At 70.7% G+C, this 13,421-nt stretch carries 12 protein-coding genes; 11 read left to right on the top strand and 1 reads right to left on the bottom strand.

Annotated features, from left to right (window positions below; all coding sequences use genetic code 11):
* The first annotated feature begins 103 nt into the window (after positions 1 to 103).
* The 4 genes from K8640_RS29835 to K8640_RS29820 all read left to right on the top strand — a co-directional run bounded on the left by K8640_RS29835 (position 104) and on the right by K8640_RS29820 (position 4,084).
* The gene (locus K8640_RS29835; RefSeq protein WP_141329782.1) at positions 104 to 1,753 is read left to right on the top strand and encodes an acetolactate synthase large subunit; all 1,650 of its coding nucleotides are present in this window, start codon (positions 104 to 106) and stop codon (positions 1,751 to 1,753) included.
* Positions 1,743 to 3,191, top strand: a complete 1,449-nt coding sequence (locus K8640_RS29830; protein ID WP_223750162.1) for an aldehyde dehydrogenase family protein — start codon at positions 1,743 to 1,745, stop codon at positions 3,189 to 3,191. Before K8640_RS29835 ends, K8640_RS29830 begins: the two co-directional genes overlap by 11 nt.
* A 31-nt stretch (positions 3,192 to 3,222) precedes the next feature.
* On the top strand, positions 3,223 to 3,537 hold the full coding sequence (locus K8640_RS29825) for a hypothetical protein (protein ID WP_223750161.1): 315 nt from the start codon (positions 3,223 to 3,225) through the stop codon (positions 3,535 to 3,537).
* Between the two features lie 85 nt (positions 3,538 to 3,622).
* Entirely contained in the window at positions 3,623 to 4,084 is a 462-nt protein-coding gene (locus K8640_RS29820; protein ID WP_223750160.1) for a nuclear transport factor 2 family protein, read from the top strand.
* Positions 4,085 to 4,091: 7 nt separating this feature from the next.
* Here the strand turns inward: K8640_RS29820 and K8640_RS29815 are convergent, their stop codons facing one another.
* Positions 4,092 to 5,318, bottom strand: coding sequence for an endonuclease/exonuclease/phosphatase family protein (locus K8640_RS29815; protein ID WP_223750159.1), 1,227 nt, complete (start codon positions 5,316 to 5,318; stop codon positions 4,092 to 4,094).
* A gap of 264 nt (positions 5,319 to 5,582) precedes the next feature.
* Here K8640_RS29815 and K8640_RS29810 point away from each other — a divergent pair, with 264 nt between their 5' ends.
* From K8640_RS29810 to K8640_RS29780, 7 genes are all read left to right on the top strand, one after another.
* The gene (locus tag K8640_RS29810) at positions 5,583 to 6,812 is read left to right on the top strand and encodes a mechanosensitive ion channel family protein (protein WP_223750158.1); all 1,230 of its coding nucleotides are present in this window, start codon (positions 5,583 to 5,585) and stop codon (positions 6,810 to 6,812) included.
* 272 nt (positions 6,813 to 7,084) lie between these two features.
* Positions 7,085 to 8,287: a M20/M25/M40 family metallo-hydrolase gene (locus K8640_RS29805; RefSeq protein WP_223750157.1), complete on the top strand. Its 1,203-nt coding sequence runs from the start codon at positions 7,085 to 7,087 to the stop codon at positions 8,285 to 8,287.
* A 124-nt stretch (positions 8,288 to 8,411) separates the two neighbouring features.
* Positions 8,412 to 9,251, top strand: coding sequence for a vWA domain-containing protein (locus K8640_RS29800; protein WP_141329772.1), 840 nt, complete (start codon positions 8,412 to 8,414; stop codon positions 9,249 to 9,251).
* Between the two features lie 2 nt (positions 9,252 to 9,253).
* Entirely contained in the window at positions 9,254 to 10,006 is a 753-nt protein-coding gene (locus K8640_RS29795) for a protein phosphatase 2C domain-containing protein (protein WP_223750156.1), read from the top strand.
* 4 nt (positions 10,007 to 10,010) lie between these two features.
* Positions 10,011 to 11,870: a hypothetical protein gene (locus tag K8640_RS29790; protein WP_223750155.1), complete on the top strand. Its 1,860-nt coding sequence runs from the start codon at positions 10,011 to 10,013 to the stop codon at positions 11,868 to 11,870.
* Between the two features lie 21 nt (positions 11,871 to 11,891).
* Entirely contained in the window at positions 11,892 to 12,422 is a 531-nt protein-coding gene (locus tag K8640_RS29785; RefSeq protein ID WP_223750154.1) for a choice-of-anchor Q domain-containing protein, read from the top strand.
* The gene (locus tag K8640_RS29780) at positions 12,422 to 13,363 is read left to right on the top strand and encodes a serine hydrolase (RefSeq protein ID WP_223750153.1); all 942 of its coding nucleotides are present in this window, start codon (positions 12,422 to 12,424) and stop codon (positions 13,361 to 13,363) included. The genes K8640_RS29785 and K8640_RS29780 overlap by 1 nt, the downstream gene beginning before the upstream one ends.
* Positions 13,364 to 13,421 lie beyond the last annotated feature (58 nt).

Below are 13,421 nucleotides of genomic sequence, written 5' to 3'. Positions count from 1 at the left end.
GGGCCATCATAGATGGTGCCTATTAAAGCGATGTGAACAAACGAATATACGAATCGAGCCCGGTCCGTAGAACTTCGGTGTCACCGGAAGGAAGGACCGCGAGATGAAGGCATCGGACCTGTTCGTCAAAGCGCTGGAGGCCGAGGGCGTGCGCTACGTCTTCGGGCTGCCCGGCGAGGAGAATCTGGACCTCTTGGAGTCGATGCGCGGCTCCAGCCTGAAGCTGGTGCTGACCCGCCACGAGCAGGCGGCCGGCTTCATGGCGGCGACGTGGGGGCGGCTGACCGGCAAGGCGGGCGTCACCCTGGCGACGCTGGGGCCGGGCGCCACCAACCTCGTCACGCCCGCCGCGTACGCGCAGCTGGGCGCCATGCCCATGGTGATGCTCACCGGGCAGAAGCCCATCAAGGCGAGCAAGCAGGGCCACTTCCAGATTGTCGACGTGGTGGGGATGATGCGCCCGCTCACCAAGCTGACGCGCACGCTCGTCTCCGCGGAGCACGTCCCGTCCGCCGTGCGCGAGGCCTTCCGCCGCGCGGAGGAGGAGCGCCCCGGCGCCACCCATCTGGAACTGCCCGAGGACGTCGCGCGCGAGGCCACCGAGGCGCCGTTGCTCGCGCCCAGCGCGTGGCGCAGGCCCGTGGCGGACGAGGGCTCCATCGCGCGGGCGGTGGAGACGATTGCCTCCGCGCGCCGGCCGCTGCTGATGGTGGGCGCGGGCGCGAACCGGAAGCTCACCTCGGAGATGCTGCGCGTCCTGGTGGACCGGGTGGGGATTCCCTTCTCGAGCACGCAGATGGGCAAGGGCGTCGTCGATGAGTCCCACCCGCTGTGGATGGGCACCGCCGCGCTGTCGGACGGAGACTTCGTCCACCGCGCCATCGAGATGTCCGACTGCATCATCAACGTGGGACACGACGTCATCGAGAAGCCGCCGTTCGTGATGCGCGACAGCAGCCGCGCCGTCGTCCACCTGAACTTCTCCTCGGCGGAGGTGGACCCGGTCTACTTCCCGAAGCTGGAGGTGACGGGGGACATCGCCAACGCCGTGTGGCGCATCGCGGAGGGGCTGGGACAGCGTGGGGCGAGCTGGGACTTCGCGCCGTTCGAGAAGGCCCGGGCGGGGCTGGAGGCGCAGCTGGCGCGAGGCGCGGCGGATGACCGCTTCCCCATCTACCCCGCGCGGCTGGTGGCGGAGGTGCGCCGCGCGCTGCCGGATGACGGCATCGTGTGCCTGGACAACGGCATGTACAAGCTGTGGTTCGCCCGGTACTACCGCACGCGGCGGCCCAACACGCTCCTGTTGGACAACGCGCTCGCGACGATGGGGGCGGGGCTGCCCTCCGCGATTGCGGCGAAGCTGGTGCATCCGCGCCGCAAGGTGGTGGCGGTCTGCGGTGACGGTGGGTTCATGATGAACTCGCAGGAGCTGGAGACGGCGGTGCGGCTGGGGCTGGACCTGACGGTGGTCGTCGTGCGTGACGACGGCTACGGGATGATTCGCTGGAAGCAGGGGGAGATGGGTCTGCCGGATTTCGGCATGGCGTTGGGCAACCCCGACTTCGTCCGCTACGCGGAGGCGTACGGCGCCAGGGGGCATCGACCCACGAGCGCGTCGGAGTTCGGCGCGACCCTGTCACGTTGCCTGGAGTCGGGCGGCGTGCATGTCATCGACCTGCCCATCGACTACTCGGACAACACCCGCGCGCTCGGCGTCGGGGAGAAGGAAGGCGAGGTGCTCCATGTTGGCTGAACGCTATCCGTACTACGTGGCCAACCGGCCGCGCTGGCCGAACACGGACCTGCCCGTGGTGGACAAATACTCGGGCGAGGTGGTGACGCGCGTCGCGCTCTCGGACGCGGCCGCGGTGGAGGAGGCCATCGCCGCCGCGGTGCGCGCGGCGGGGCCGATGCGGCGGCTGCCCGCGCATGCCCGACAGGCGGTGCTGGAGCACTGCGTGCGTCGCTTCCAGGCGCGCGCGGAGGAGCTGGCCCGGGTCCTCTGCATCGAGGCGGGCAAGCCCCTGCGTGACGCGCGCGGCGAGGTGACGCGGCTCATCGAGACGTTCAAGGCCGCCGCCGAGGAGGCGGTGCGAGGAGGCGGCGAGGTGCTGAACCTGGAGGTGTCCGCGCGGGCCGAGGGTTATCGGGGCTTCACGCGTCGGGTGCCGGTGGGGCCGGTGTCGCTCATCACGCCATTCAACTTCCCGCTCAACCTGGTAGCGCACAAGGTCGCCCCCGCGATTGCCGCGGGCTGCCCGTTCATCCTGAAGCCGTCGGACCGCACGCCGGTGAGCGCGATGATTCTGGCGGAGGTGCTCGCGGAGACGGACCTGCCCGAGGGCGCGTTCTCCGTCGTCACGCCGACGCTGCAGGACATCGGTCCGCTCATCGAGGACGAGCGGCTGAAGCTCCTGTCGTTCACGGGCTCGGAGAAGGTGGGCTGGGAGCTCAAGGCGCGCGCGGGGCGCAAGAAGGTGGTGCTGGAGCTGGGCGGCAACGCGGCGTGCGTGGTGGACCGCGAGCCGGGCGCGCCGCTGGAGGCGGTGGCGGACCGCGTGGCGCTCGGGGCGTTCTTCCAGTCGGGGCAGAGCTGCATCTCGGTGCAGCGGGTGCTGGTGCATGCGTCGCACTACGACGCATTCAAGGCGCTCATCGTCGCGCGGGCGCGGGCGCTGCGCTCGGGGAACCCTCGGGACGAGGCGACGACGCTGGGGCCGATGATCGACGAGCCGGCGGCGAAGCGGCTCGAGGGGTGGATCCAGGACGCGGTGGAGCGGGGCGCCCGGGTGCTGACGGGCGGTGGACGCAAGGGGGCGCTGCTGGAGGCCACGGTGCTGGAGGGGGTGCCCGAGGACGCGCCGCTGAGCGCGGAGGAGGCGTTCGGTCCGGTGGTGCTCTTGCAGCCCTTCACGTCCTTCACGGAGGCGATGGCCCAGGTCAACGCGGGGCGGTACGGGCTCCAGGCAGGGCTCTTCACCAACGACCTCTCACGCGCGATGCACGCCTGGGACGAGCTGGAGGTGGGCGGCGTGGTGGTGGGGGACGTGCCGAGCTTCCGCGTGGACACCATGCCCTACGGCGGCGTGAAGGGCTCCGGCCTGGGGCGCGAGGGCGTGAAGTACGCCATCGAGGACATGACCGAGCTGCGGTTGCTGGTGCTGCGCCAGCGCGCGCCCCAGGAGGATTGAGGCGCGGCGCGAGCGTGGCCAAGATGCCCGGATGGACCAGGACGAGCGCGACTTCATCGAGCGCATCAAGAAGGAGGATCCCTCCCGGGGGCTCCGCGTGCGCGTGAGCGACTCGGAGGAGTACCGAATCACGGCGCTCGGCCGCGGCGAGATGGGCTTCTACCAGCAGAACGACAGGGCCCTGCTGTTCGAGTTCAGCGCCGGCTTCGCCTTCATCGTCAAGAAGTCCATCCGGCGCTGGGACGACGGCAAGAAGGTCACCGACGCGGAGCGCGAGGTCATCATCCAGCGCATCGCCGACTACCTGAAGGCCGGCGGCGCGCAGCACGTCAAAATCATCGAGTAGCCCGGGCATCACGGAGCAACGATGGTTCGACAGCGCGCGGAGGTCGCTGTACGCCAGGGGGCCTCGCTCCCCAGGAGGTCCTCCCATGGTCCGCACGCTGCTCGTCCTCGTCCTGCTTGCACTGTCCACCCCCGCCTCCGCCGCGAGCGCGGAGGAGAAGGCCGTGCTCGACGCGCTGCACGCCGGCTGCGCGGCCTTCGAGAAGGGGGACGTCGCCTTCCTCGAGGGCTTCCTCGCCGACGGCTTCACGCTGCTCGACTCCTCCGGCAACCTCACGGACCGCGCCGCGACGCTCGCCGAGGTGCGCACCCGGGAGCCTCGCTACGAGGTGTTCCGCAACCACGACATGAAGGTCCGCCTGTACGGAGACACCGCCGTGGTGATTGGCATCACCTCCGTCAAGGGCGTCGCGGGCGGCTCCTCCTTCGCGGCGGACCTGCGCTTCACCGACACCCTCATCAAGCGCGAGGGCCGGTGGCGCATCGTCGCGAGCCACGTCTCGCGACTGCCCGGGCCCGCGCCGGCCGCGAAGACCGGCGCGAAGTGACCCCGCGTCAGCGGATGATGGCGTAACCGGCGTGCGCGTGGTCGCTCACGCCGTCCGTCTTCACCTGCGCGGCGTTGTGCGTGTCCAGCCCGCCCGACACCCAGACCTGGTCGAAGTTGTCGCCGTTGGCCTTCTTGCCGCCGACCACGCGGTGCAGCCCCGCGCCCTCGAGCGCCTTGCCCACGTTCTCGGTCGAGTCGTTGAAGTCACCCATCACCACCAGCTCGCGCGCCGGCGGCCCCTTGGCCTCCGCGCGCGCCACCTCCGCGAGGAACTGGAGCTGCTTCTCACGCAGCCCCGCGCCTTCCTTCCCCGCGGCCAGGTGCACGTTGATGATGCTCTTCTCCTGGCCATCCGGCCCCACCACGCGCGTCACCAGCGCCGTGCGCGGCTCGGAGGGACTGTTCTTCCTGAGCGCCTCGTTGCGCTCCCCCAGCGCCTTGCGCTCGGACTCCGTCAGCTTGCCGTCGCCCAGCGCCGCCAGGTCCTCCTTCGACGACACCGCGGGCCCTCCGGACTCCGCCGCCGGCAGCGTCACCGTGTACGCGTCCACCACCTTGTCCGGCGCCCCCACGTAGATGGCGTTGCCGTACGTCGCGTCCGCGCCCGTGTCGCCCTTGATGCTCCTGTCGTCCCCGGAGAACGACTCGCCCGTCACCAGCGTCCCCTCGGGCGTCTGGTACAGCGTCGTCCCATCCGCGCCCTGGCGGATCGCCGTGGCCGGCGCGTCCTCGTGCAGCCCCACCGTGGGCACCGTGCCCGACTTGAACGCCTCGAACGCCGGGTTCAGGTGCCGCGCGATGTCCAACGCCGTGTTCGCGTTCCCGCTGCGGTCCACGCCGATGTCCACCTCCTGGAACCCGGCGATGGTCGCGCCCGTCTCGCGGATGAGCTCCGCCTGCTCCTCCCGGTTCTTCGCCGTGCGGTACTCGGAGCCCGCGCCGTTGGCCAGGTTCAGCGTCAGCACCCCCGTGCCGTTCTGGATGTCCGGCAGCTCGTCCGCGTGCACCGGCTTCGAGTACCCGCTCGGCCCCTCGTTCGCTCCCCCAGACAAGTCCGGCCGCGTGGGGCTGGGGCCCGGTGACGGAGACGGCGTGAAGGAGTCCTTCGCCTGCGCCGAGCCCGACGCCGCGCCCGCGCCATCCTTGGGCCGCGCCTCGTTGGCCGTGGAGGGGGCGGGCGGCTGCTGAACGACGCTCCGGGCCCAACGGCCCGCGACATTCCAGATGCTCATCACCATCTCCTGCGCTCAGGAAGCACACGGCCCGGGCCGTGGTTCCGGGTGGACAGCGTGGGGCCCGAGTCTCCCTCAACCCGGTCATCCCGGAAAGCCGCGCCGGGTCCAGGGGAACCTCCCTCCAAAAAGGTCCTGGACCATCCCCGCTCGTACCGTTAGTAGGTTTGACCTCAAACATTAAGCCCGGGAGCACGGAGTCCACGCGAGAGGGAGGCGCGGGACCGGGGCTCGCCGTGCGCCCCGACTCGAAAGGTCCCAGACATGGTGCGTTCCATCCCCTTGCCCTGGCTCTCCGCCGCGACTCCCGAAGCACCCGTGGCGAGCGCCCCGCCGCCTCCGTTGCCCGTCCCGGTGCCCGAGGGCAGCGCGTGGGGCCTGGAGCTGTGGCAGTGGGCGGGGCTGGCGGTGCTGTTCGTGGGGGCGTGGCTGTTGGGGCGGGCCCTCGAGTGGCTGGTGCTCAGGTTGGTGGACCGGGCCACCGCCATGACGAAGTCGGGCTGGGATGACCAGCTGGCGACGTCCGCGCGAGGCCCCACGCGCTACGTGCTGTTCGCGGTGCTGGTGGCCTCGGGGCTGTGGGCGCTGAAGCTGCCGCCGGTGGCGAAGCACGGCGTGGAGCTGGTGACGCGCTCGGTGGGCCTGGTGGCGGTGGCGTGGTTCCTCTTGCGCTTCGTGAAGCTCGCCGCGGGCTTCGTCGAGCAGACGGTGGTGCGCGAGGAGAAGGGCGGCAACGTGGGCCGGGCCCGAGGCCTGCGCACGCAGCTGGCGGTGCTGCGGCGGGTCGTCGAGGTCGCCGTGGTGCTCATCGGCGCGTCGCTGATGCTGCTGCAGTTCGAGGCGGTGCGGAACGTGGGCGTGTCGCTGCTCGCCTCGGCGGGCATCGCCGGCCTGTTCATCGGCCTGGCGGCGCAGAAGTCCATCTCCACGCTGCTGGCCGGCATCCAGCTGTCCATCACCCAGCCCATCCGCATCGGCGACACCGTCATCGTGGAGAACGAGTGGGGGTGGGTGGAGGAGATCACCCTCACGTACGTGGTGGTGAAGGTGTGGGATTTGCGCCGGCTGGTGATTCCCATGGGCCACTTCCTGGAGAAGCCCTTCCAGAACTGGAGCAAGGTGTCTCCGGACATCATGGGCACCGCGGAGTTCTACGTGGACTTCCGCACGGACGTGCCCGCGGTCCGCGCCGAGCTGCGGCGCATCCTGGAGCAGGAGTCCAACGGGCTGTGGGACGGCAAGGTGGGCGGGCTGCAGGTGACGGACATGTCCGAGCGCACCATGAAGCTGCGCGCCCTGGTGAGCGCGGCGGACTCCGGCAAGGCGTTCGACCTGCGGTGCTTGGTGCGCGAGCGGCTGATGGCCTTCCTGCGCGAGCAGCCCTACGGCCTGCCAATGGTCCGCACCGAGGCCTGCCTCACCGAGCACGAGCCGTCCTCCCACAACGGCGCCCGGCCGGGCACGAATGTGGTGGCCGTGCTCCCCAGCGAGTGACTGGCCCGCACTCCACGGCCGTGCAGGTGGGCCCGTGGAGGCGCGGCTCCCATACGGGGCGTGTTTGTTGAGTGGTGAATAGTTCACCCTGCGTCTCCGGGGTGGGGTAGGTTGTCCGCAATCGCGGATTAAGCGGAAAGTGCGGTTCCGTCTCCCGAGGGCGCGCGCGGCAGCAGTGCGCGCGCCATGTGGAGTCCACACGCGGAGGCCGTGCGATGCGGCTGGCCGCGGTGATCCGCGACGCACCACCCACCCAGCAAGGAGCGCTGCCCATGAAGCGGTTGATTCCGTTTGCCCTGATGTTGCTGAGCCCTACCGCGTCGTTCGCGGGGGCCGAGGACCGGGAGCTGTGGATTTCGTTGGGCGCCGACGCCATGGAGCCCGTGGCGGAGGCGTTCGCGAAGGAAGGCTGGAAGCTGCCGCCGCCGTCGCTGACGAAGAAGGAGGTGTCGGTGATTGCGGTGCGCGAGTCGCAGCTGGAGCGCATCGCGCATGTCATGCACGAGAAGTTCAACCGGTGTGCGGGCTTCGTCACGTTCGAGACCCGGGACGAGGCGGAGAAGTCGCTGGTGCCCGAGCCGCTGGCGGCCACGCAGGAGCTGGTGACGTACACCATCGACAACGCCACCGCCGTCAACTGCATGATTGGCCGGCTGACCGAGCCCGGCGTGCGCTCCACCATCACCACGCTGTCGGGGTACACCACGCGCTACTACACGCACACGACGGGCGTGAACGCGGCGAACGCGCTGCGCACCCTCTGGGCGAACATCGCCGCGTCGCGCAGCGACATCACCGCGTCGCTGTTCACCCACGCGGCGTGGGCGCAGCCCTCCGTGGTCCTCACCATCCCTGGCTCCACGCTGGCCAGCGAGGTGGTGGTGGTGGGCGGCCACCTGGACTCCATCTCCTCGGGCTCCACGGCGCCTGGCGCGGATGACAACGCCTCCGGCATCGCGTCCTTCACGGAGGTCATCCGCGCCGCGGTGTCCTGCAACTACCGTCCGCTGCGCACGGTGAAGTTCATCGGCTACGCGGCCGAAGAGGTCGGCCTGCGCGGCTCGAAGGAGATCGCTGCCTGGCACAAGAACAACGGCATCAACGTGGTGGGCGTGCTCCAACTGGACATGACCAACTACAAGCGCGCCGGCAACACCCATGACGTGGGCGTGGTCACGGACTACACCAACGCCGCGCAGAACACGTTCCTGCGCAACATCATCACCACCTACGGCGGTGGCATCGTCCAGCGCGACACCACGTGTGGCTACGCGTGCTCGGACCACGCGTCGTGGACGAACCAGGGCTTCGCCGCCTCCATCCCGCACGAGTCCACGGTCAGCTCGGGCAACCCCTACATCCACACGGTCAACGACACGATTGCCCAGTCGGGTAACAACGCCAACCACGCCCTGAAGTTCTCGCGCATCGCCGCGGGCTTCGTGGGTGAGCTGGCCAAGGGCGTGACGAACTAGGCCGTCCGTCCTCCGCCGCGCCGGCTGTCCCGGGGCGCGGCGGAGGGCGTCGAATCGTCGTCCCCGTCGGCAGGGGGCACTGTAGGCTCGCGCGCGCAGCTTGGACCGCGCAGTGCGAGGACCCATGGCCTACTCGTCGGAGATCAGCCGCACCCAGCCCGCTTGCATCCTGCTGCTCATCGACCAGTCGGGGTCGATGGACGACCCCTTCGGGGGGCAGGGCGGCACGCGCAAGAAGGCCGAGGGTGTGGCGGACGTCACCAACCGCCTGTTGCAGAACCTGGTGGTGCGGTGCGCCCGCGAGGAGGGCATCCGGGACTACTTCCACCTGGGCGTGCTCGGGTATGGCGAGAAGGTCGCCCCGGCCTTCTCCGGCGCGCTCGCGGGGCGGGGGCTGGTGCCCATCAGCGAGGTGGGGCATGCGCCCGCGAGGCTGGAAGAGCGCACGCGCGAGCGCGAGGACGGGATGGGGGGCCTGGTGCGCGAGAAGGTCCGCTTCCCCATCTGGGTCGAGCCGCACGCGCACGGTCCCACGCCCATGTGCGAGGTGCTCCTCCGGGCCCGCGAGCTGGTGACGGCCTGGAGGCGCGAGCACCCGGAGAGCTTCCCGCCCATCGTGGTGAACATCTCCGACGGCGAGCCCACGGACGGCGACCCGACGGAGGCCGCGGCGGCGCTCCGCTCGGTGCAGGGCGCGGACGGCGCGGTGCTGCTGCTCAACGTGCACCTGTCCTCGAACCCGGCCGTGCCCATCCAGTTCCCCGACTCGGAGACGAACCTGCCGGACGCGCACGCGCGCAGGCTCTTCGCGCTCTCCAGCCCGCTCACCCAGGGCATGCTCGCCGCGGCCAGGGACGAGGGCCACGCGGTGCGCGAGGGCGCGCGCGGCTTCGTCTTCAACGCGGACATCCTCTCGCTCATCAAGTTCCTGAACATCGGGACGCGGCCGAGCAACCTGCGTTGAGCATGCGAATCGGGCTCGAGGTGATGGGTGTCCAGAAGGACGGCAACGCGCCCTCGGAGAACGAGGACGCCGCGGCGCCCGAGCACGCCTGTGTCATCGAAGAGGACACGCTGCACGTGGCCGTCGCGGACGGGGCGACGGAGAGCCTCTTCTCCGGTCTGTGGGCGCGGCTGCTCGCGCGTGAGTACGCCCAGGGCCCGCTGCGGGCGCCCCCGGACCTGCTCCAGGCGTTGCCAGGACTGCAGCGTCGCTGGCTCGTGGAGGTCGAGGGGCGCAAGCTGCCCTGGTACGCCGAGGAGAAGCTCCGCGAGGGGGCCTTCGCCACGCTGCTGGGCGTGAGCCTCGCGGGGACGCCGGCGCGAGGGGACGGCGTCGTGGGCACATGGTCCGCGCTGGCCGTGGGGGACTCCTGCCTGTTCCAGGTGCGCGACGAGCAGCTGGTGCGGAGCTTCCCCCTGGAGCTCGCGTCGTCGTTCGGCTCGCGTCCCTTCCTGGTGTCCACGCACGGCGCGCAGAACGCGCGCGTCGTCGAGCAGGCGCGCGGGGCGACGGGCGAGGTGCGCGCGGGTGACATGCTGCTCCTGATGACGGATGCGCTGGCCCACTGGTTCCTGGGGGAGCATGAGCGGGGAGCGCGGCCCTGGCTGGCGTTGCCCGCCCGGGCTTCATTCGAGTCGTTCGTGGCGGGCCTGCGCGCAGCGCGGAGCATCCGCAATGACGACACCACGCTGATGCGCCTGTCGGTGGGGGCGTGACGTCATGGCCCTGCCTTCCGACAGCGACTATCAAGCCGCCCTCCAGCATCCGGGACAGGCCTTCTCCGACGCTCGGCTGAAGGCGGGCGTCGTCGAGCAGGGGACGGGGGCGATGGCGGGGCTGCCCCGGCCTCGCGCGGGCAACTTCGCCACCACGTACAAGGTGACCTGCGGCGACCAGGTCTACGCCGTGCGCTGCTTCACGCGCCCGTATCCCCGGGACCAGGAGTCGCGCTACCTCGAGATCCGGCGGCATCTGGAGCAGCGCTGGCTGCCATCGTCCGTGGGGGTCTGGTTCCAGCCTCGTGGCATCCACGTCCGTGGCCGTTGGCTGCCCATCGTCATGATGGAGTGGGTGCAGGGCGAGTCCCTGGAGCGCTACGTCGGCCGACACCTGCATGAGCCGCTGACGTTGTTCAGGCTCGCCGCGGAGTGGCTGGGGCTGCTGTCGGCCCTGCGTGACGCCGGCATCGCGCACGGCGATTTGCAGCACGGCAATGTGCTCGTCACGGAGCGGGGGCTGCGGCTCATCGATTACGACGGCATGTGCGTACCCGCGCTGGTCGGGCGCACGGGCCACGAGACGGGTCACCCGAACTACCAGCACCCCGGCCGCGACGCGGCGTTCTTCGACCTGCGGCTGGACCACTTCTCGGGCTGGGTGGTGTGGCTGTCGCTCGTGGCGCTCGCGCACGAGCCGTCGCTCTGGGAGCGCTTCCAGGGCGGGGATGACTGTCTGCTGTTGCGCCGCAGGGACTTCGTCGAGCCGGAGCGCTCCCCGCTGCTCCAGGCGCTGCGGACCTCGCCCCACGCGCGGGTGCGCGAGTACGTGGCCCCCATGTTGTCGCGACTGCTGGCGATGCGCGCCGACGCGGTGCCCGAGGTGTCGCTGGACGTGTCGCCGCCCAGGGCGGGCGAGGCGTCGCCGACGATGGCCTGGCTGCGCGAGCTGTCGCGGTTCCTTCCCCTCGACAAGCCCGTGGTGCGGGAGTTCTCCCGCGAGGGCTCGCTGGAGCGCGGCATGGTCGGCGGGCTGCTGGTCACCGCGGCGCTGGGCCTGGTGCCCGCCGTGGTGTTCTCGCCGTGGTGGCTGCTGGGCGCGGGGTTCGTCGGGAGCGTGGGGGCGGTGCGCAGTCGAGCGCTGTACCTGCGCGACGCACTGGCGCGCGAGCGCCTCGCGTGGGAACGCCAGCGGACCGAGGCGGCCACGGCGCGAGTCCGGTTGGAGGAGCAGCTGCGTCGGCTGACCCAGTCCCGTCCCGCCGTCCTGCGCGAGTCCCAGGCCGCGCGCTCCCCATTGCTCACGGAGCAGGACGCCCTGCACGCGTGGATGGAGGACGTGCGTCGACGCAACCTGGACGTGGACAGCTCCGAGCTGGAGCGCATCGAGGGACGGCGGGCGCAGGTGGAGCGCGAGGAGCTCAACGCTCGCAAGGACCTGGAGGTCGAACGTCGACGCTGGGAGGACGACGCGGAGCTTCAACAATCGCTCTCAGCCCGCGCGCGCGACGAGGCGCTGCTGCGTTTCAAGCAGCGCCTGGCTGCGCTCGAGGCCCGGTTCGACGAGCGCCGCGCCGCGCTGGAGGCGGAGGAGGACACCGCGGCGGCCCAGGCTCGGACCTCTGGCGTCCTCTCCAGGGCCTTCCGTGAGGCCATGTCCCGGGCCGCCGCGCTCATCGAGCTGCTGCGGACGCAGGTGAGTCCGCTCACCGAGGTGGACCGCGCGCTCGCTCAGACGCGACATGACCTCGTCGTCGAGGGCTCGCGTGAGCTCGTCGCCGAATGTGCGCTCGCCGCTTACGGCTCCAGCCAGTTCTCCCATTTCCTCGGCTGGCTCTTTCAGGAGACTCCCGACAAACCGTGAAAAGTTGTATTGAGCAGGTCCATGACGACTCGCTCGAGCATCTTCACTGCGGCCGTGGGATGGGCAGTCCTCGTCGTGGGGGGCGGGTGCTCGGAGCTCATCGGCGCTGGCAGCGGCTCCATCTGGGTGGATGGCTCCAGCGCGGGCCCCGAGCGCATCATGTTCCAGGGCCTGGGCGGCTCGCTGGTGATGAACAACATCATCCTCGGAGCCCGGACGGGGACGCGCTTCAACGTCACCTTCTCCAACAACATCGTCGCGGGCGCGCCGACGACGCACGCGGGCAATGGCAACAACACGGCGTGCCTGGACCTGCTCGCGAGGGCGAACCTGGTGTCCACGCAGCTGTCTGCGGCGGGCTTCAGGGACGCGGCGGCGAAGGACTTCCACCTGCTGGCCTCCTCGGCCGCGGTGGACAAGGGCGTGACGCTCACCGGCGTGGTGGACTTCGACTACGACGGCGCCCAGCGCCTGCCTCCCTATGACTACGGCGCGTACGTGGCGGCCGCGGGGATTCCGCTCGTCACGCCGCAGCCCCAGGTGGAGCGCTGATGTTTCGGGTGGGAGCGTTGGTGCTGGGGCTGCTCGCGGTGGGGACCGCTCAGGCGACGGATGCGGGCCCCGCGCGTGCCTCGCTCCAGTCCGTCGTGGACTCGCTGGCGGCGGAGGCGGCGAGCCTGTCGCCGGGCTCGGACATCGCGTTGGCGGTGCGGGACTCGAGGACGGGGGAGTACGCCGGGTTCTCGGACACGGTGCCGCACATCTCCGCGAGCTCGGCCAAGGTGTTCTGGGTGGCCGCGGCGCTGAAGAAGGCCGAGGAGAAGAAGGTGGCCCCGCTGGCGGAGAAGGTCTTCCGCACCTCGGACAACGAGGCCTCGGGCGCGGTCATCGACCTGGTGGGTGGGCCGGACGCCATCAACGACTATCTGCGCTCGCTCGAGGTGAAGAACACCGCGCTGACGAAGTGGAACTACGGCAAGCCGCGCTGGGCCACCAACTCCCCGAAGGTGATGGGGAACGACAACTACCTCTGCGCGGCGGACGCGGTGGCCTTCCTCCATCGCCTGGCGGCGGGCGAGCTGCTGAAGCCCCGGCCGACGTCGCGCCTGTTGAAGTGGATGGAGCTGACGCCTCGCGAGGGCTGCGGTGGGTGGCTGGGCACGCGCCTGCCGGCGAAGGCCCGCGCGAGCTTGCGGCACAAGGCGGGGTGGCTGCCTCCGGGGTGCTGCTCGGACGACGCGCGCTACAACGTGCTCAACGAGGTGGGCGTGGTGCGGCTGCCGGACGGCGGGCACTACACGGTGGCCATCCTGGTGGCGCGCGGGCCGGACTGGCCACGTCAGGCGTTCTTCGTCGAGCGCGCGTCATGTGTGCTCTACCGCACGCTGTCGGGGGAGGCATCGCTCGACTGCGGAGAGGCGCTGGCGAAGCGGGGCGGCCCCGCGCCGGTGGTCATCGAGGACGGGGGGACACCTCCCGACTACGACTGCTGACGACGGCGCGCCCCTGGGGCGTCGAGCCACGGTAGATTGCGGCCTGGACCCTCGCGGG

Source organism: Myxococcus sp. XM-1-1-1 (assembly GCF_020037095.1).
Classification (GTDB): domain Bacteria; phylum Myxococcota; class Myxococcia; order Myxococcales; family Myxococcaceae; genus Myxococcus; species Myxococcus fulvus.
Note: the sequence above shows the minus strand (reverse complement) of the source record. Positions and strands in the feature narration are given on the sequence as shown.

Bases quoted from the DNA above. Each gene is read 5' to 3' on its own strand.
- K8640_RS29815 (WP_223750159.1), bottom strand. From the start codon at position 5,318: ATGAGCATCTGGAATGTCGCGGGCCGTTGGGCCCGGAGCGTCGTTCAG.
- K8640_RS29800 (WP_141329772.1), top strand. From the start codon at position 8,412: ATGGCCTACTCGTCGGAGATCAGCCGCACCCAGCCCGCTTGCATCCTG.
- K8640_RS29825 (WP_223750161.1), top strand. From the start codon at position 3,223: ATGGACCAGGACGAGCGCGACTTCATCGAGCGCATCAAGAAGGAGGAT.
- K8640_RS29780 (WP_223750153.1), top strand. From the start codon at position 12,422: ATGTTTCGGGTGGGAGCGTTGGTGCTGGGGCTGCTCGCGGTGGGGACC.
- K8640_RS29785 (WP_223750154.1), top strand. From the start codon at position 11,892: ATGACGACTCGCTCGAGCATCTTCACTGCGGCCGTGGGATGGGCAGTC.
- K8640_RS29805 (WP_223750157.1), top strand. From the start codon at position 7,085: ATGAAGCGGTTGATTCCGTTTGCCCTGATGTTGCTGAGCCCTACCGCG.
- K8640_RS29835 (WP_141329782.1), top strand. From the start codon at position 104: ATGAAGGCATCGGACCTGTTCGTCAAAGCGCTGGAGGCCGAGGGCGTG.
- K8640_RS29820 (WP_223750160.1), top strand. From the start codon at position 3,623: ATGGTCCGCACGCTGCTCGTCCTCGTCCTGCTTGCACTGTCCACCCCC.
- K8640_RS29790 (WP_223750155.1), top strand. From the start codon at position 10,011: ATGGCCCTGCCTTCCGACAGCGACTATCAAGCCGCCCTCCAGCATCCG.
- K8640_RS29810 (WP_223750158.1), top strand. From the start codon at position 5,583: ATGGTGCGTTCCATCCCCTTGCCCTGGCTCTCCGCCGCGACTCCCGAA.
- K8640_RS29830 (WP_223750162.1), top strand. From the start codon at position 1,743: ATGTTGGCTGAACGCTATCCGTACTACGTGGCCAACCGGCCGCGCTGG.
- K8640_RS29795 (WP_223750156.1), top strand. From the start codon at position 9,254: ATGCGAATCGGGCTCGAGGTGATGGGTGTCCAGAAGGACGGCAACGCG.